The organism is Chryseobacterium piscicola (assembly GCF_900156685.1).
GTDB lineage: Bacteria > Bacteroidota > Bacteroidia > Flavobacteriales > Weeksellaceae > Chryseobacterium > Chryseobacterium piscicola.
Genome location: NZ_FTOJ01000001.1, coordinates 173475 through 193426 on the forward strand (window position 1 = coordinate 173475; position 19952 = coordinate 193426).

14 protein-coding genes are annotated in these 19952 nt (G+C 32.0%); 3 read left to right on the forward strand and 11 right to left on the reverse strand.

Going from position 1 to position 19952, the window contains the following annotated elements; all coding sequences use genetic code 11:
- Positions 1–3: 3 nt before the first annotated feature.
- The 5 genes from BW939_RS00855 to BW939_RS00875 form a co-directional block, all read right to left on the reverse strand.
- Entirely contained in the window at positions 4–933 is a 930-nt protein-coding gene (locus BW939_RS00855; RefSeq protein ID WP_076448874.1) for a S66 peptidase family protein, read from the reverse strand.
- A 108-nt stretch (positions 934–1041) separates the two neighbouring features.
- Positions 1042–1728, reverse strand: coding sequence for a LysE family translocator (locus tag BW939_RS00860; protein WP_076448875.1), 687 nt, complete (start codon positions 1726–1728; stop codon positions 1042–1044).
- 140 nt (positions 1729–1868) lie between these two features.
- The gene (rnr, locus tag BW939_RS00865) at positions 1869–4019 is read right to left on the reverse strand and encodes a ribonuclease R (protein ID WP_076448876.1); all 2151 of its coding nucleotides are present in this window, start codon (positions 4017–4019) and stop codon (positions 1869–1871) included.
- A gap of 634 nt (positions 4020–4653) precedes the next feature.
- Positions 4654–5088, reverse strand: coding sequence for a ribose 5-phosphate isomerase B (gene rpiB, locus BW939_RS00870; protein WP_076448878.1), 435 nt, complete (start codon positions 5086–5088; stop codon positions 4654–4656).
- A 19-nt stretch (positions 5089–5107) separates the two neighbouring features.
- The gene (locus BW939_RS00875; protein ID WP_076448879.1) at positions 5108–6685 is read right to left on the reverse strand and encodes a DUF4139 domain-containing protein; all 1578 of its coding nucleotides are present in this window, start codon (positions 6683–6685) and stop codon (positions 5108–5110) included.
- 619 nt (positions 6686–7304) lie between these two features.
- Between BW939_RS00875 and BW939_RS00880 the strand changes: the two genes are divergently transcribed.
- Entirely contained in the window at positions 7305–8495 is a 1191-nt protein-coding gene (locus BW939_RS00880) for a phosphoglycerate kinase (RefSeq protein ID WP_076448881.1), read from the forward strand.
- Positions 8496–9080: 585 nt separating this feature from the next.
- On the opposite strand, the gene BW939_RS00885 is transcribed toward BW939_RS00880, so the two are convergent.
- The 6 genes from BW939_RS00885 to BW939_RS00910 all read right to left on the reverse strand — a co-directional run bounded on the left by BW939_RS00885 (position 9081) and on the right by BW939_RS00910 (position 17762).
- Positions 9081–9902 carry a class I SAM-dependent methyltransferase gene (locus BW939_RS00885; RefSeq protein ID WP_076448882.1) on the reverse strand — a complete coding sequence of 274 codons (822 nt, stop codon included), beginning with the start codon at positions 9900–9902 and terminating at the stop codon, positions 9081–9083.
- Positions 9903–10002: 100 nt separating this feature from the next.
- Complete coding sequence (gene mnmG / locus BW939_RS00890; RefSeq protein ID WP_076448884.1) at positions 10003–11865, reverse strand: tRNA uridine-5-carboxymethylaminomethyl(34) synthesis enzyme MnmG; 1863 nt, start codon at positions 11863–11865, stop codon at positions 10003–10005.
- 188 nt (positions 11866–12053) lie between these two features.
- Entirely contained in the window at positions 12054–12470 is a 417-nt protein-coding gene (gene ybeY, locus BW939_RS00895; RefSeq protein ID WP_076448885.1) for an rRNA maturation RNase YbeY, read from the reverse strand.
- A gap of 4 nt (positions 12471–12474) precedes the next feature.
- On the reverse strand, positions 12475–14631 hold the full coding sequence (locus tag BW939_RS00900; protein WP_076448887.1) for a patatin-like phospholipase family protein: 2157 nt from the start codon (positions 14629–14631) through the stop codon (positions 12475–12477).
- A 2-nt stretch (positions 14632–14633) separates the two neighbouring features.
- A complete protein-coding gene (locus tag BW939_RS00905) occupies positions 14634–17093 on the reverse strand; it encodes a bifunctional UDP-N-acetylmuramoyl-tripeptide:D-alanyl-D-alanine ligase/alanine racemase (protein WP_076448889.1) in 2460 nt (819 codons plus the stop codon).
- A gap of 81 nt (positions 17094–17174) precedes the next feature.
- The gene (locus BW939_RS00910; RefSeq protein WP_076448891.1) at positions 17175–17762 is read right to left on the reverse strand and encodes a thymidine kinase; all 588 of its coding nucleotides are present in this window, start codon (positions 17760–17762) and stop codon (positions 17175–17177) included.
- Positions 17763–17822: 60 nt separating this feature from the next.
- Between BW939_RS00910 and BW939_RS00915 the strand changes: the two genes are divergently transcribed.
- Complete coding sequence (locus BW939_RS00915) at positions 17823–19250, forward strand: hypothetical protein (RefSeq protein ID WP_076448893.1); 1428 nt, start codon at positions 17823–17825, stop codon at positions 19248–19250.
- Positions 19251–19252: 2 nt separating this feature from the next.
- Complete coding sequence (gene rsmI / locus BW939_RS00920; protein ID WP_076448895.1) at positions 19253–19930, forward strand: 16S rRNA (cytidine(1402)-2'-O)-methyltransferase; 678 nt, start codon at positions 19253–19255, stop codon at positions 19928–19930.
- The last annotated feature ends 22 nt before the right edge of the window (positions 19931–19952 follow it).

Sequence of the window (19952 nt, forward strand, 5' to 3'; positions counted from 1 at the left end):
ATTTTAATTGAAAGTTAATGATACATTTTTACCCGCTTTCAGGGAAACTTCTGCTCCTAAAATTAATGGAATATTGTTGTGAATATGCCCGTTTGGAAATGCAAACACCGTTGGAAATCTGTATTTTGAAATCCTTTCTGAAATTAATTTGTAGGCAAATTCGTCAAAGCTTTCTTCGTATTGTTTGTTATCTTTTTCGTCTCCCATATTGGTTATTCCGCCTATTATTAAACCTTTTATTTTTGTGAAAACACCTGCTAATTCTAGGCTCATCATCATTCTGTCTAGTGCATAAAAGTTTTCGCCAATATCTTCTATGAATAAAATTTTATCTTTAAAATCAAAAGAATATTTTGTTCCTAAAAGTGCATAAACTAAGGCTAAATTTCCGCCAACCAATTCACCTTCTGCATTTCCGTCTTTGTTAAAATGATTTGATTTTAGGGTATATTTTAAAGCTTTACCTTTCAAAATATTAAAAATTAAGTCATAACTTTCTTCGGTTACTCCAAAACTTGATGTTTTAATGGTTTGCCCATGAATGGAAGCAAAACCTTTTTTGAGCAAATAGCTTTGTATCACTGTATTATCCGAGTAACCGATGTACCATTTAGGATTTTTTATGAAACCTTTTAAATTCAAATTTTCAATAAGGTGCTGGCATCCATATCCACCACGAGAAGCCCAGATTGCAGAAATTTCAGGGTCGTTTAAAGCCCAATTCATATCTTCTATTCTTTGCTCTTCAGTTCCGGCATAGTTGTATCCGTTAAAAAATTTGCTGTAAAGATTATCCCCCAAAACTGGTTCAAAACCTTTAGCTTTTATCATTTGGATACCCTTTTCCAATTGTGCTGGTTCAACGGCTCCTGCGGGAGAAATAATGGCAATTTTATCACCTTTTTTAAGTGATTCTGGAAATTTTTTTTTCATTTGTATTTTATTTTTTTTAGGCTATCCGAGATTTATAATTTTCATTGTTGCTTGTGTTTTTATCAGTTTTGAGCATACACCAGAGTATTTCATTAAAATCAGAATGATTTATTTGTTCTTTTTATACATCAATTCTTTTTTTTCTGCTTCTTCAAGTCTTTTATCAAATTGATTAAATTTTTTGAAACTTTGAAGAAAAATAAAGAAACTGAATATGATCAATACCACTCCAACGCCTTTTCTGATTTTGTTGGCCAGTTTTTGTGTGAGCCTGTCGTGAAACTGTTTTGAGAGAAATATTTTAGTAAAATCAATGATAAGATAGGTTGCAATAACGATTGCCAAATACAAAATCAGCGTTTCTGTGTCTGGATACTGGTTTCTTACCCCAATTACGGTAACGAGCCAAAAGAGAATGACACCTACATTGAGAATATTCAGTAAAAATCCATTGAGAAAGGTTTTAAAATAATTCTGACTGATTAATTTTTCTTCTCCCGGCATGTGCATTTTGGTTTTGGTAACCATCATAATGATTCCGTAAGCGAGAATAAGAATAGATGTAATTCTGTAAAAACCAGGATGTTTATCTATCAAATCAACAATATCTGCACTGGCATAATAGGCTGCAATAATGCATAATAAATCAGCTGTAATAACACCGAAATCTAATGCTAAAGCGTGTTTTGGACCTCTTGTGAAGCTGGTTTCAATTAAAAGAAAAAAAATAGGCCCAATGAAAACTAGACTCAACATAAAGCCCAGACCAACGGCCGACGATACAAGTTCGAACATTTAAATTTGTTTCTATCCCAAATTTAAAAATTATATTTCTATTTGTCTGCAAAAATGAGTTTTTTAAATCTTATTTATTTTTTGGCAATAAAAAAAGACCACAAAAAAGCGGTCTTTCTATTTTTTTTAATAAATAAATTCTATTCTACAATCTTAAAATCTAGCTGTTTTGCAATTAAATTGGCTTTTACCACTTTTATTTGCAGTTGATCTCCCAATTGATATCTGTTTCCTGTACGGGTACCATAAACGGCATGCGTTGCTTTGTCGTAGGTGTAAGAATCATCCATCAAATCACGAAGTTTGATGAGACCTTCAGCACCATTTTCAGGAATTTGAACCCAGAAACCAAATTCTGCTACTCCGGAAATAACTCCTGTGAACGTTTCTCCCAAGTGTTTTTCCATGAATTTTACCTGCATAAATTTGATAGAATCTCTTTCTGCATCGGCAGCGAGACGTTCTCTTGCGCTACAGTGTTTAGATTTTTCTTCCAGCTCATTTCTGTCGGGAGATTTCCCGCCATCTAAATAATGCTGAAGCAATCTATGGGCGAGCAAATCCGGATAACGACGGATAGGAGATGTGAAATGCGAATAATAATCAAACCCAAGTCCGTAGTGACCAATTGGTTCGGTAGAGTAAACTGCTTTGCTCATGCTCCGCATTGCCAAGGTTTCAATCATATTTTCTTCGCCTTTTCCTTTGACGTCTTTCAGTAAAGTATTCAAAGATTCTGCTACTTTTTTGGTGTTCGCTAAATCTATTTTATATCCGAAAGTGGAAACAAAATCTCTTAAAGCTTCCAGTTTTGCAGGATCTGGATCGTCGTGAATTCTGTAAATAAAGGTATTTCCGTTTGGTCTTCCTTTTTTCAGCGAAACAAATTCTGATACTTTTTTATTTGCCAACAACATAAATTCTTCAATCAAGTGGTTTGAATCTTTGCTGATTTTAAAGTAAACTCCAATCGGCTGGTTATTTTCATCTAAATTGAACCGAACTTCACTTCTGTCAAATGTAATTGCACCGTTTCTGATACGTTCACCACGCATAATTTTGGCTAGTCTGTCCAAAACATTAATTTCTTCCTGCAAATCGCCTTCTTTGGTCTCAATTCTTTCCTGAGCTTCTTCATACGTGAATCTTCTGTCTGAATGAATAACCGTTCTACCAAACCATTCTTTCTGAATTTCTGCTTTGTCATTCAATTCAAAAACTGCTGAGAAAGTATATTTATCTTCATTGGGACGAAGCGAGCAAACATCGTTACTCAAAACCTCAGGAAGCATCGGTACAACTCGGTCTACAAGGTAAACTGAAGTTGCTCTTTCATACGCTTCATCATCCAAAATAGTTCCCGGAACTACATAATGAGAAACGTCTGCAATGTGAACTCCAACTTCCCAATTTCCGTTTTCAAGTTTTCTCATCGATAAAGCATCATCGAAATCTTTGGCATCTTTCGGGTCAATTGTAAATGTTAAAACATCACGCATATCCCAACGTTTTGCGGCTTCTTCATCGGTAATTCTACGGTCGATTTTATCGGCATCTCTTTCCACTTCTTCAGGGAATTCGTATGGTAAACCATATTCTGCAAGAATAGAGTGAATTTCGGTTTCATGATCTCCCGGATTTCCAAGAACCTGTAGAATTTCTCCTTCAGGATTTTTGTCACCAGCTTTCCATTCAGTCATTTTTACAACGACTTTATTACCGTTTTCAGCTCCGTTTATTTTTCCTTTTGGAATAAAAATATCTGTGTTGATTGTTTTTTTATCGCAAACTACAAAACCAAATTCTTTATGAGGAACCAATTGGAAAGTTCCCACAAATTCTGATCTTTTTCGCTCCAAAACTTCCAAAACTGAACCTTCCAATTTTTTACCTTTAAAATTGTAGGTAACAATCAATACTTTATCGCCTTGCAATGCGTCTTTCACGTTTTTTGAGTGAACGAAAACATCGTCTTTAAGGTTTTCTACAGTGACGTAAGCATTTCCACTTTGGTTGAAATCAATAGTTCCTGTTAAAGTACCTTCAATATTAAGATTGATACTGTATTTTCCTTTTTCGGTTTCTTTGATTCTCTGGCTGGATAATAATTTGTGCAAAGCCTGAATCACCATCTCACGCTGTCTTGGATTTTTGTGATCAATCCCGTCGGAGAGCTGCTTGTAATTATAAACTTTTGTTTGGTTCTGATTCATGAAACGGAGAATCAATCTCCCTATTTCCACGAGTTTTGAGTCATTTTTTTGACTTATGTATTTATTTTTTTTTGGCATTTTTTATTATTTATTCTATTTAAAAGTTTTTAAAAATTTTTTAGATTTTCTCACAATAATATGATGGTAAACTTTTAATTTTTTCCTCAATCCTTAATTGAGTTAAAATATTTGTAACTTTTTTTTCTTAAAATCTGTGAGAGCAGAAGATAATTTTGGAATGATAAAACTATCTATATTTCTTCATTTAACCTTTCTTTATCTTGCAACAAAATGTAAAATTACTTTTTTAAAAAATTTATCGTTTAAACTTCGATTATGTAAATATTCTGATAAAAGTTCTTTATTATCTTTTGGCTCTATTACATTGTACGAAACACAATTACTACCTTATTTCCTTTAATAAATTTTTTCTTTTATTAAGAATTAAATTTTCTGTCTTTAACTTTCTTTTTTTTTTGGATAGTTATCGTTCATGAAATTATATAGTACAGTTTCGGTCTTAGAAATAATATCAGATTACTTTTATTCTATAAATTTAAAACAAAATTGGAGAAGGTGAGATAAACTTTCTGTGAAAATAGGGAAAGTCTTTGTTCGGAATCAACAGTTGAGTAATTACCATTGGATAGTACAAATATAAGAAATAAAAAATAAATAAGGCTTGCAAACTGAATTACAAGCCTTTATAAATTTAGCAGAATGCAATTTTATCAACTCTGGTTTGGTGTCTTCCACCTTCAAAATCTGTAGAAAGAAACTTATTTGCAATTTCTATCGCTACTTCTTTTGCAATAAATCTTGCTGGAATAGAGATCATATTTGCATCATTATGCTGTCTCGCCAATTCTGCAATTTCCGGCATCCAACACAATGCACATCTTATTTTCTGATGTTTGTTTGCAGTTATTTGTACGCCGTTTCCGCTTCCGCAGATTAAGATTCCCAGTTCATTTTCACCATTTTCAACTGAAGTTGCAGCTGGATGTACAAAATCCGGATAATCAACAGAATCTGTAGAAAAAGTTCCGAAATCTTGAACTTCAAAATTTTCTTCAAGATGTTTTTTCAAGATTTCCTTATACTCAAAACCGGCGTGGTCTCCTGCAATAGCAATTTTTCTTTTCATTTTTACTTTTAAATTTATTTTACTTGATATCTACCGTGATTAAATCTTTTGGCAAAGTTACGTTAAATCCGAATTTAATCTTCTTAGTTTCATTAGGTTTTATCTCGAAATTCCAAATCAAAAACCCTGAGCTTTTATCGTAATTAGCTTTATCAGGATTTATAGCTTCAATTTTAATATTTTCAGCAGTAGAAACCGGAATTTGATCTTTCATTTCCAAAACAATGGCTGTGTCTTTATTATTCTTAATCGTAATTTCATAAGAGTAACTTTCTAATTTTTCTTTTTCACCTAAATCTTTAGTTTCTTTTTTTACCAGTTCCCTTTTTGATAAAATATTAGAATCACTTCCTAGGCTAATTAACATCTCACTTGTAAGTTGATTCGTATCAATATTTACAGTCCCAATTAGTAAATCGTCCATTAAAATATCAGCATTTCCGGGTAGAAAATTGTATTTTGAATAATCTTTTATTGAAGCTAAAAGGAAAGTCTTGTTTTCTAATTTCGGAGTAGAGAAGTATTTATAAGTTGTTGTTACTTCAAAATCATTAAGATCTTCTGTAATTTCTACATCAGATGGTAGAGTAACATCTTTATCCAAAGAAATTTCTGTTTTCATGGTTTTCTGAGAAATTTTTGAACTTCCCATCACAACTACTTCCTGAATGTTTTTTTCCCGAGGATTATATTCACCCTTTGGTCTCTGAAATGCCTGATTAGAAACATATTGATCACGCTCGGTTCTCAAAAACCAACGGTCTAATTCATAAGGTTTATCTTCTGCGCTGAAACTCCCGTTAATTAGTTTTATCGGAATATTTTTGAATTCTAAACCTGTATTTTGTTGAATTTTAGCTTTATAGGAAATTTTTAATGGAGAATTTACTCCATTTGATTTAATAATATAATATGGTCGCCAATTGGCTTCTTGGATATATTGATTAACCTCAAAATTAACGGTTTGTTTTTTATCACTAGTAACCAGAAGAACGATAATGTTATTATTTTTTGTTTCATCATTTCTTGTTGAAGAATATCTTTTGTTTTCTAATGATGAAATTTTTGCTTGATTCTCAGCAATTTTTGCTTGTAGAGTCTGCTCTTCCAGATATAAATTCTTTAAATTAGCTTTGTTGAATTCAATCATTTTTATAATTTCAGAAGATGAAGGATTCTCCAATGCCTGATTTTTCTGAATAATTCCGATAGAATTTCTGGTTAATAACAACTCTTGATCAAAATCTTTATTAGTTTTTCTGTAGATTTCAATACTGTCATTCAACAGTTCTGTATTTTTATTCTTTCCTAATTTATCAGCAAAAAGAGTGGGATTATTACTGTAAGGTTCATATCTAATAAGAGTGATTTTTTTATCTGGTTTAAAAGAAGAAATTTCAATTCCTCGGTTTCTTCCAAATTCATTTACAATAATAAAATTTTTCCCAGGAACGACCTCTGCAGAGAACGATTGTTTCAGCATTCCACCATTTGAATAGATTTTTGCTTCTTTAATTTTGGAACTCGTAGTAGTGTAGTTTTCCTGTCCGAAACAGTTACCAACAACAAAAATTAAAACTAATAGGTTGATTTTCAATATGTATTTTGTTTTAAATTAATCTTTTTTCCTTATTATCAGTAATTGTTAATAAAATTCTAACAAGCTGTTAAAATCATTGTGAATAACTGTGGAAAACTTTGTTAAAAATAATCTTTTTTTTCAAACAGAAAATGCTTAATGAAAGTTGCCTCCAAATATTTGGTCAAAAATTTTCAAAAACTTTTCTAAGAGATTTCTGGAGTTTTTCCATAAATCATTTATCAATAATCGCAATCGTGGAAAAGTTATCCATATTTGTTAGTAAGTACTCGAAAAATCAGATTATCAGCATTTTATTTTGTGAATTAAATATGAATTATAACCAAATTGAGTGTTATGAAGTTTTAAACTTAAAGTTATCCCCTAAACGCACAACACTCAACAACAATACTCATTCTTTATTTTTAAAAAAAAGAAATTAGTGTTGATAGGTGAGTGTTGAATGGTTTGGAAAAATTTGAAAACTTTTGAAAGAATCGATTTTTTGCGAGAATTTAAAATCTTACATTTGTGAAACAAAATTTCAAATATAATTGCGGATTTTTTAGAAGTCTTATAAATCTTGTATTTAATTTTTTGAGGGTATCGCATTTTACAAAAAAATATAGTTTTAGATATGAAAACAATCAATGATTTCAATTTTAAGGATAAGAAAGCTCTTGTAAGAGTAGATTTTAATGTTCCGCAGGATGACCAGCTTAAAGTGACAGATAACACTAGAATTGTTGCTGTAAAACCAACTATTGAGAAGATTCTTAAAGATGGAGGATCTGTAATTTTGATGGCTCACTTGGGTAGACCAAAAGGAGAGGTTAAAGATGAGTTTTCTTTAAAACATATCCTAGGAGAAGTTTCTCATGTGTTCGGGCAAGAAGTAAAATTTGTAGACGAGTGCGTAGGAGAAAAAGCAGAACAAGCTGCTTCGGAACTTAAGAACGGGGAAATCCTTTTATTAGAAAATCTGCGTTTTCATAGTGAAGAAGAGAAAGGCGATGAAGGTTTTGCTGAGCAACTCTCTAAGTTAGCAGACGCTTATGTAAATGATGCTTTCGGAACGGCACATAGAGCACATGCTTCTACAGCGATAATTGCCCAATTTTTCGCTTCAACTAAATTTTTCGGTTTATTGATGGCTAAAGAACTTCAGGCAATTGATAAAGTTTTAAAAAGCGGAGAAAAGCCTGTTACAGCTATTCTAGGCGGATCTAAAGTTTCAACTAAAATTACCATTATAGAGAATATTTTACCTGCAGTTGATAATTTAATTATTGGTGGAGGTATGGCTTTTACATTTATAAAAGCTTTGGGAGGTAAAATAGGAAATTCATTAGTAGAAGAGGATAAACTTCCCCTTGCTCTTGAAATTTTGGGTAAAGCAAAAGAGCATAATGTAAAAATCTATCTTCCGTCTGATGCTGTTATTGCAGATAGTTTCAGTAATGATGCAGATAGAGATGAAGTAAACATTTACGAAATTCCAGAAGGATGGATGGGGTTGGATGCTGGTTCAAAATCTAGAGATCAATTCAATGATGTTTTATTAAATTCCAGAACAATTCTTTGGAATGGTCCGATTGGTGTTTTCGAAATGTCTAATTTTTCAGCAGGGACCATTGCTTTAGGTGACAGTATTGCAGAAGCAACAAAATTGGGAGCTTTCTCATTAGTTGGGGGAGGAGACAGTGTAGCTTTTGTGAAACAATTTGGCTATGGTGAAAAAGTAAGCTATGTTTCTACCGGAGGTGGCGCAATGCTGGAAAGTCTAGAAGGTTTAGAACTGCCAGGTATTGCTGCTATTAACAAGTAAGAAATTTTTAATATAATTTTTAAGTCTGTTGGGATTTCCGACAGACTTTTTTATTTTATTAAAAATTATAAAACGAAGATTTTTTAGGAAACTATTAAAAAATTGGCATTCATAAATACGCTTTAAATCAAAAATAAATATTTTTGCTATTGTTAGCGCATAAAACAGAATTTAAGCTTAAAATACCTTGTTAATGAAAGAATTTGATTTTTTAAATTAAAAATTTGCTATTTTTCTCTCATATTTTAATGAAACATTGAATTTTCGATTTTATAACTTTTGAATTTACATTCATAAAAACTTTTAGTTTATTTATTTTGAATTTTAAGGAATAAAATAATTTTATAATTTCAATTTTTTAGATTTCCTTAATGACTTCAATTTTTTTTTATAGTATGTCTTAAAATGTTTTATGTGAAATACTAATAGAGTAGGGGAGGAGTAAAATTTTCAAATTCTTAATCATTAAATTATCTAAATTGATAGTTATGAAAAACAAAAACTCAAGATAAATTCCTGAGTTTTTTAATTTTTGGTTGAAAATGCTGAAAATTGACTTTCATAAATAGCTTAAAAATCGATTTTCTATTTTTTTTCTATAATGTATATCAAACTAGAAAATTCGTTAGAAAATAACGCCTTTACGTTAGAAATCGTTCCGTGAATGACAGCTTTTAGCCAAAATAGAGGTGATTTTTTGTATTTTTCGCTCAACATTGAGATGTAATAAGAATCTAAAACCAAAGGTTTAATTTTTCTCATTTTCCAGTTATTATTATTAGAAATTAGATTTTCCATTCCATTTTTAGAGAAATGATAGATATGTCTTGGCACATCATAAGCTGCCCAAAATTCTTTGTAATGTTTTGCATCGTAAGAAGTAGGGTTGGGAACTGCAATAATAAGCATGCCTTTTTCTTTTAATTTAGAATGAAAAACAGATAACATTTCACTTTGGTTTTCTATATGTTCGAAAACGTGCCAAAGAGTAATAGCATCTAGACTTTTATTTTCAATCAATTGAATATCTGCTATTATTTTTGCTTTAGAGACCTTATTTGTTGCTGCATTTTTAGCATCAGGATCTGGTTCGAATCCATATGTTTGAAAATCATTTTCAATATATTTCACAAATTCTCCTGCACCACATCCGTAATCCAATACTTTAGAATTTTTTTTTATTCTGTCAATAAGTATATTCTTCTTGTACTTAAGATTGAACGATTGTAAAAATTTATAGAGTTTTTCCTTTAAACTTCCAGAATCTTGATGGTGAGATATGTAATCTTCACTTTCATAATATTTAGAAATATTGGAAGGAATAGGGGAGGTTTTAAAAACTCCTTTCGTATCAGTTTCTTTTATTTCAAATATTTCCTGAGAAAGAAAATGATCTTTTATTTTCATTTTGATAATTATATTTTAAAAATAAAGGTATTCAGAAAAGTGTTTTAAGCTCCTAAATACCTTAGTTTATTGTATATGTTTCACGTGAAACATATTTAGTTTATCGTCCTAAATACACCATTAAAACGTTTATATCGGCCGGAGAAACACCACTTATTCTTCCTGCTTGAGCCAAAGTTTTTGGTCTTATTTTATTCATTTTTTGTTTTGCTTCTGAAGAAAGACTGGTGATTTTAATATAGTCAAAATCTTCAGGAATCTTCACATTTTCTAGCCTATTCAACTTAGCTACATTTTCTTTTTCTTTTTCAATATAGCCTTTGTATTTTATATTAACTTCAGCTTGTTCTCTTACTTCATCGCTGTACTGAGAAGTAAATTCCCTTATTGATTCAATTTGATCCAGTTTATCTAAAGTAATATTCGGCCTTGTTAAGAATTGAGAAGCTCTATAAGCCTGATCTACAGGGTTGCTTTCAATACTTTCTAAAATCGGATTAATAATTCCAGGCTTTAAAGAAGTTTCTCTAAGGTAAGTTTCAAGTTCCTGACTCTTATTGATTTTCTCTTCTACTTTTCTTAATCTTTCTTCTTTTGCTAAACCTAAATGGTGTGCTTTTTCTGTTAGACGGATATCTGCATTATCTTGTCTCAAAAGCAATCTGTATTCTGCTCTTGAAGTAAACATTCTGTAGGGTTCTTCGGTTCCTTTAGTAATCAAATCATCAATAAGAACTCCAATATAAGCCTCATCTCTGTTAAGGATGAAATCTTCCTTCTCGTTAACCTTATTGTGGGCATTAATCCCCGCCATTAATCCTTGGCCGGCAGCTTCTTCATATCCTGTTGTACCATTTATTTGTCCAGCAAAGTATAAATTATCTACCAATTTTGTTTCTAAAGTATGCTTTAATTGAGTAGGGGGGAAGTAGTCATATTCAATTGCATAGCCTGGTCTGAATACTTTTACGTTTTCAAATCCTGGTATATGTTTCATTGCTTTGATTTGTACATCTTCTTGTAAAGAAGAACTGAAACCGTTTACATAGATTTCAACAGTTCTCCAACCTTCTGGTTCTACGAAAAGTTGATGTCTTGTACGTTCAGCAAAACGGTTTATTTTATCTTCAATACTAGGGCAATATCTTGGACCTAAACTTTGGATTGTACCATTGAACATTGGGCTTCTATCAAAACCTTCGCGTAATATATCGTGTACTGCTTCGTTGGTATAAACGATATGGCAGCTTAATTGTTTGGTTAATTTCGGACTATCTAGATAGCTGAATTTTTGAGGATTTTCATCTCCTTTTTGTTCTTCCATTTTAGAGTAATCAAGACTTCTACCGTCTACTCTTGGAGGAGTTCCGGTTTTCATTCTTCCAGCTTCAAAACCTAAAGAAACCAATTGTTCGGTAATTCCGAAAGCTCTTGGTTCTCCCATTCTTCCGCCTCCTAATTGTTTATCACCAACGTGGATTAAACCATTAAGGAAAGTACCGTTTGTAAGAACAACAGATTTTGATCTTATTTCAATTCCTAATGAAGTTACTACACCTACTGCTTTATTATTTTCTATAATTAAGCTCTTTACCATATCTTGAAAAAAATCAAGATTGGGAGTGTTTTCCAAAGCGTATCTCCATTCTTCTGCAAAAAGCATTCTGTCATTTTGTGTTCTTGGAGACCACATAGCAGGACCTTTTGAAAGGTTCAGCATTTTAAACTGTATAGCAGATTTGTCAGCAATAATTCCGGAATAACCCCCCATTGCGTCTATTTCTCTTACAATTTGTCCTTTGGCAATTCCTCCCATTGCCGGGTTGCAGCTCATCTGCCCGATGGTCTGCATATTCATTGTAACCAATAAGGTTTTTGAACCTAAATTGGCAGCAGCAGCAGCAGCTTCACAACCAGCGTGACCTGCACCTACTACGATTACATCATATATTTCTGAAATCATTTCTTTATTGCTTGTTTTAAGCCTTAAATTTTAATCTTTTATCCAAATGTTTCACGTGAAACATTATTCAAATTTACAAGCTATAATCGCTTGTAACGTGTCTTATTTAGCCTCAATCGCAATATTTGTTTGAGATCATTTTCTTTTCTGAAATAGAAAATGAAAAATGCGGAGAGTGGGAATAAGCTTTAAAAAGATTTAGTATATTTTGCAATATAAAAATCTTCTTTACTTCGCATTAACAGTTCTTCTTCCTCAGTTTTATCTTTATATCCGCAAAGATGAAGAATGCCATGAGCTAAGACTCTTCTGAGTTCTTCTTCATAATTTTTGGATAGGGTAGAAGCGTTCTCTGAAATGCGCTGCAAAGATACGAAAATCTCTCCGCTTATTGTTTTGCCTTTTACATAATCGAAAGTAATGATATCTGTATAGTAATCGTGCTGAAGATAATCTTGGTTTACCTTCAATAAATATTCGTCGTCGCAAAAGATGTAATTGATTTCACCTAGCTTTTTTTCCTCTGAAAGAATAATATCTTCCAGCCACACTGTATATTTTGTATTAACAGTTTCTGGTAGGTTTTCGTAAAAGAATTGTATCATGATTTTAAAACCAGTGTCCTAAAATTACACTGAATATGCCTTTTTGATTATTTTTAAGTGAGTGACCGAAGTTAAATTTAATTTGTCCAAAAGGAGATTTGTAGCCCACGCTTGCACCAAATGAACTGTAATTTACTTTTACTGCATCTTCAAAACTAATATCATCTGAAAGGTTAGCAAAAGAAAAGTTTCCGCTTAAGAAAAAGTTTTTATTAAATTTAAATTGAATATCATTTGATATCAACGCAACATTATTACTGTTAAGCTGAGCAAAATAAAAACCGTTAAAAGTTTTAAAATTAACTACATTTTGCTCAAAAATACCTCCTAATCTATATTGATAGAATTTTGGCAGGTTTTCGCCTATGGTTATTCCACCGTAAAGATTAAGATGATAACTAAATTTTTTCGAAAGAGGTATATTTATCCTAATATCTGCTTTTACCTGAATCAGCCGTTTTTCAACATCTGATTTTAGTAAATCTACTACCTTACCTTCAGCATTCAGATAAAATCCTTTTGTTGGAAAATCACGGTCGTTTTGGGTGTCGCTTTTCAAAAATATATAAGGATTTAGAAATCTATTGTATCTTTTATTTGAACCATTTATTTCTGCTTCAAAGTAATCATGGCTAATACCAGCTCCCACGGCAAATTTATCTCTCCATATAGATTGTACGTAAGCTTCGTTTCGCAACCATTCCCAATTGTCTATATCGATATTGTTGTTTCCTTTAATATTAAAACTCATACCAGAAGAATAAATTCCAAACCCAGGTATGTATCCATTATCAATAAAATAGTTTAAATAATATCTTGGATTATCTCCAACAATGACGTCGAAAGAAAGATTTGAATTTTTAAATAACAGTCTTTTTGAAGAATAATTTAATAAAAGCCCAGTTTTGAAAATTTCATCGTAGTGAAGTCCTACTTTCAAAAAATGTCTGGCATCATCTTCTGTTACATATAATTTAAGATAATTAATATTATTTTCTGTCACGATGTCATAGTTGATAAGGCTATAATTATTCGTTGCAACCAATTTGTCTAAACCTTTGTTGATACTTCCATACGTTTGCATAGACGGTAGACGAAGTCCCATTTTCCCTAGAACATAGTTTTTACCATATATTTTACCTCCTTCTATTGAAATGCTATCAATCTTATAAACATTAGAATAAATTGGATTTATGGCCTGTCTGAGGCGTTCAAATTGCCGTTTTGGTAGTTGATCCAAAATAGCAGCGTATTTTTTACCTTCCACGTACCCGCTATCAAGAATTTTTTTCTTCTCATCGTAGCTTGTAGCTGTCATCCCGGTAAGGTTTGGCTTGATGTTGATATCGGTATATTTGTATTGTTTGCGAGTATCTTTTTGAATTCCAAAGTCGATTACTTGATTTAATATTGAGATTATATTATTGAGATCTTCTCTTTTCGATAAATCTTGATTTAAGTCTACTCCAATCACAATATCAATCCCTTTATCTTTTAGTGGTTTTGAAGGATAGTTTACGGTCATCGCACCGTCTATGTAAATACTGTCGCCTATTTTTACAGGATCCATTAGCGATGGAAAGGCAGAACTTGCCATAATCGACTGCACCAAATCTCCTTTCTCAAAAATTTCCATATTTCCGCTTTCTAGATTCGTGGCAACGCACATAAAAGGAATGGGAAGTTTAGAAAAATCATTAACGTTGGAAACATTCTTAAAAAGTTCTTTTAAGAGATAAACATTCTTTTGTCCTGAGCTGATAGACGAGGGTAGGGTAATTTTTCCATTTTTTAATGGGATAGAAAACAAATATTTATCAACAGATTTATTAAAAAATGTGCTTTCTTTTCTTGACTTCGGATCTCGGATTAGCGAGTAGAAATCTGTATCCATCACAATTTTTTCTATTTCTTTTCCAGAATATCCGGAAGCATATAAACCTCCAACAATGGCCCCCATACTTGTTCCAGAAATGTAATCAACTTTTACGCCCAAAGAATCCAGTACTTTTAGAATTCCTACATGAGAAAAACCTTTTGCACCTCCACCTGCAAGTGAAAGCCCAATCTTTGGATTTTTAGGAATCACTAAATCTTTTTTTACCTGAGACTTTATAAAAAGAATCTGTATTGCGAATAAAAGAAGGAGGAGTTTTCTCATAATTAATCTTTTACATAAATCCGTTTTACCCTTGGCGAAATGGATGTTAATACTTCATAAGTGATAGTTTTGCAATAATCTGCAAATTCTCTTAAGCTAGGTTTTGCATTAAAAATAGTAACGATGTCACCTTCTTTTACATTGGGTATGTGATTGATATTAATCATCATCATATCCATACAAATGCTGCCAACAATTGGCGCTAAATTTTTGTTGATTCCTACAGATCCCACTTCATTTCCTATCAATCTAGGAATTCCATCTGCATAGCCCACAGGGATGGTGGCTATTTTCGTAGGCTTATCTGCTTTAAATCTTCTACTGTAGCCTACAGATTCTCCATTTTCTACCAAAGAAATTTGCGAAATTACTGTTTTGAAGCTAACAACAGGCTGTAATTGTTTTTTTATTTCACTATATTGTGATTCTCCTAGCATCCCAATACCTATTCTTACCATGTCATATTGATGATTAGTATAGTTTGTGATTCCCGAAGAATTCAATACATGTCGAATAGGGAAATATCCTATTTTTTCTATCAAATAAGTAGAATTTTTTTCGAAAATGTTGAGTTGTTTAGAAGTAAATTCATTTTCACTTGGTATATCTGAAGAAGATAGATGGCTGAAAATACTTTTAACCTTTACATTTATTTTATTCAATTTTTTACTTAATTCGTCCAATTCATGATCTTTAAAACCAAGACGATGCATTCCTGTCTCTAATTTAATATGGATGGGATATTTCTTGTCATAACCAGATTTTTGTACAGCTTCGTAAAATAATTCCAAAACGCGAAAGCTATAAATCTCGGGTTCCAGATTGTATTGAATAACCGTTTCGTAGCTATGTTGCTCAGGATTCATGACAACGATTGGTACGGTAATTCCTTTTTTTCGCAGCTCAACACCTTCATCTACAAAAGCTACACCAAGATAATCAATATGATGGTGTTGCAGAAATTCAGAAATTTCAAAACTTCCTAATCCATAAGAGTTGGCTTTTACCATCGCCATCATTTTGGTAGTAGGTTTAAGCAAAGATTTATGATAATTGATATTATGAAGTAGTGCATTTAAATTGATTTCTAGAACGGTATCATGCTTTCTTAATTCAAGTATATCTTTAAGCCTTTCGATTTCAAATTTTCTTGCTCCTTTCAGTAAAATTATTTGATTTTCAATTTCTATAAGATGTTTACTATCAATTAATTCCTGAGTATTAATGAAAGTATACGTTTTAGACTTAAATAACTCACTGAATTTTGATATTTCATTTCCTATTAAGAAAACAGAATCAAATTTTTGTTCATTAACCAAGTCTGAAACTTCATCATATAATTCTTTTAAATTAGAATTAACTCCCAAAATGTCTGTCAGAACCAAAGATTTTTTTGACTTTTGATATTCATTCAGAAACTGTAAAGCGGTTTTCAGAGAGTCTAGATCCAAGTTGAAAGAATCATTAACCACGATATTGTTTTTGATGCCTTCTATACTTTCGAGACGCATTTCTACAGAACGAAGTTGGTCAATTTTATATTGAATTTTTTCATTCGAAAACTCAAAATTCTTCAAAATTCCTATTAATGCCAAAACATTAGTTAAAGTTACTTCATCTCTTTGATTAATTTTAAGTGAAAATTCTTCGTGAAAATATTTTATTTTTATATCTTGATTTCTATCCCTAATATCTGAAATAATGGAAATATTATTCACATTATCAAGTCCGTACGAGATTAAAGTTGTTTTTGAATATTTTGGGGAATAAGTTTTGTAAACGAGGTTGTAAACTTGTTCGGTTCCATTAAAAAATAGGGTATCAGAATCTTTAAATAATTTTAATTTTTCTAAAATCAATTCTTCTTCAGATTGAAAATTGGCAAGATGAGCTGTTCCAATATGAGTTAATAAACCGATTTTTGGATGAAAAATATTTTCAAGCTTTTCCATTTCGTTGGGCATTGAAATTCCTACTTCGAAAATCCCAAGTTTATGAGAATCGTTGATTTGAAGCAAAGAAAGAGGTAAACCTATCTGAGAATTAAAACTTTTGGGGCTTTTTACTGTTGGAAACTCATTCCAAAGACATTGATAAAGCCATTCTTTCAATATAGTTTTGCCATTACTTCCGGTAATTCCGATGGATTGTAAATGAGAACTTTCGAAATGATACTGAGCTAATTTTTGAAGAAATTCAACAGAGTTTTTAACGATTATCCAGTTTATATTTTCAAATTGAGGATAGTGATGTTCAGAAATAATTATATTAATCCCTCTGTCGATAACCGAGTCAATAAATTTTTCTCCAGAGTTTTTATTAGTATTAATAGCTATAAACGCAGTATTTCTAGTAGAATAAATGATTCTGCTATCAAAAGCTATATTTTTGATAATCAAATTTTTATCTCCAATAACTTTCGCGTTTGTTATTTCTGCTATTTGTTTAATAGTATAATTCATGTTATCTGTTCTTCATTAAATTTTGAAAAATGTTCTTTTAAATTACTATTTCAATATAATTTCAAAAATTTCAAACTTAAATTAATTTTTCTTATTTAAAACTTCATCCACAAAAACGCTTCTACTTACAGCGTCATAAGCTTCTGTTTCCCCCAATTCTACAAGATTTTTTCCGGCAGAAGTTCTCATAGAATAGTTGGCAAGATTTCCGGTTCTTCGGCAGATGGCATGTACTTTTGTGACATATTCTGCCGTTGCCATCAAATGAGGCATCGGCCCAAAAGGGCGTCCAAGAAAATCCATATCAAGACCTGCTATAACTACACGTATTCCGCTGTTTGCCAATTGATTGGCTACGGCAACAATGCTTTCGTCAAAAAACTGAGCTTCATCAATTCCCACGACATCACAATTTGACCCTAACAAAATAATTTCATCAGGATTTTCTACCGCAGTACTCCGGATTTTGTTTTTGTTGTGCGAAACCACATCTTCATCAGAATATCTGGTATCAGTTTTGGGCTTGAAAATTTCCACATTTTGCCCCGCCATTTCAGCTCTTCTCAGTCTTCGGATCAACTCTTCAGTTTTTCCAGAAAACATTGAGCCACAAATAACTTCCATCCAACCGCTCTGTTTGGAATGATTAATTGTATTTTCTAAAAACATTTGTTAAATTAGCCGTAATATTTTAACATCAAAAGTAAGCAATTTTAATAAGAATCTACAATGCAGAACATTCAAGATTTAAAGGAGAAGATTTTTTTTGAATCCCAAAATATCATCAGTATTTTGGGTAAAACAAACAGTGTTGACGAATTGATTTCAAAGCATGATCTATTACATGATCTCGCTGAAAAAATTGCTTTCTTGAAATTGTTGAATAAAAATCTCGAACAATACAGCCAAGAAAATTCTAATTTTTCTGAAGTTAAACAGAACGATTTACTAATGCCAGATCCGGTGACAGAAGAAGAGGCGATTTTCAATAATGAGCTCAACGAAATTGGAAACGAATCTTTCACCGAACCTGAAAGTAAATCTGAAATTGAAGAAGAAGCGTTTTTTAATAATCAATTAAATGAAATTAAAGAAAGTCATTTCCATGAAAATAGAGTCAATTTAGCCGAAGAAAATCAGCCGGAAGAGGATGTGAATTTTGTTTCAGACGAAATTTCTGATCATCTGCAATTGGAAGAAGAAGCTGTATTCAACAATCAACTCAATGAAATTGATGAAGATGAAGAATCTGAAAATACCAACCGTGTTCTCAGTTTTGTAGATGAAGAAAGAATTCTGGGAAATTCTGAACCAGATAATGATGACGATATCACAGAAGAAATCTTTGAAGATAAAGTGACTGGGGAAGAAACTGTTTTCAATGATCAGTTTAATGAAATTAACGATGAAGAAAAACCTGATTCTGAAATTCTACTAGAAGAAAAAAATCCTTTTAACGACGTTTTTGCAACAGAACAGAATGAAGATGATATTTTGATTGAAGAGACTGAAAATGAGTATGTTTCAAGCTTTATTCATGAACAAGACGAAATCATCACAGAGACTTCAAATGGTGAATCTATTTTAAGCGAAATTAAAACAGGTAATGAAGTTCCTGAGGAAATGATTGAAATAAAACCTGAAGATTCTGATCGCAGAAAAATCGTAGACATTGATAAACCTCAATCTGAAACGGGAAGTGATAATCTACGATCAGACGAAAGTTTTGAAAATATTGAAGCCTACCGCCAAGAAAAGAAAATAAAATTGGCGAACATCAGAGGTTTGAAAAATATCCAGACCTTATTTGATGATGATCCTTTGGAAAGAGAAATACCGAAAGAAAAAGCTGAAATACCTGCTGCAAAAGAAGATACAGGAAGTTTGATTAAAACAAATATGCCTATAGATTTTATGGAAGCTGAAAAGCAAAGACCTGAGTTCAGACTAGATCTGAATGACAGATTGGCTTTCACAAAAGTACTTTTCAGTGGAAGCCAGACGGATCTTAATAATGCTGTTTCTGTACTAAACAGATGTAGAACTATTGATGAAGCAAAAGAGTATCTCAGTGAGTTGTATTATGACAAAAAATGGGATAAAGTAGATGAATATGCTCAAAGACTTTGGGTATTGGTAGAAAATAAATTTATATAATTTTGAGCGGAATCCTGTATTTTGTTCCCACACCGGTCGGGAACCTTGAAGATATGACTTTCAGAGCGATAAAAGTGCTGAAAGAAGTAGATTATATTTTGTGTGAAGACACACGAACATCTGGAGTGCTCCTGAAGCATTACGAAATTTCAAAACCTTTAAAATCGTATCATTTACATAACGAGCATACCGCAACCGAAAAAGTGATTGCCGACCTTCAACACGGTCAGAATATTGCGATTATAACAGACGCGGGAACTCCGGGAATTTCAGATCCTGGTTATCTATTAGCAAGAGCAGGATCGGATCATAATATAGAAATGATCTGTCTTCCAGGTGCAACGGCATTAATTCCGGCTTTGGTGGTTTCTGGTTTACCAAATAATGAGTTTCTTTTTGCCGGTTTTCTACCCCCAAAAAAAGGAAGACAAACCAAGCTGAAACAATTGGCAGAAGAGAAAAAGACGATTGTTTTGTACGAAAGCCCACATAAAATAAATACGACTTTAGAACAAATCAAAGAATTTTTCGGGGAAGAAACAAGAGCAAGTTTGAGCAGAGAAATTTCGAAAAAATTTGAAGAAACTAAAAGAGGGACTATCAATGAGTTAATTGAATTTTCTAAAAGTAAAACTTTAAAAGGCGAGATTGTGCTTATTGTGAATAATGCTGTGAAATAGAAGAAAATTAATCCCTGACTTT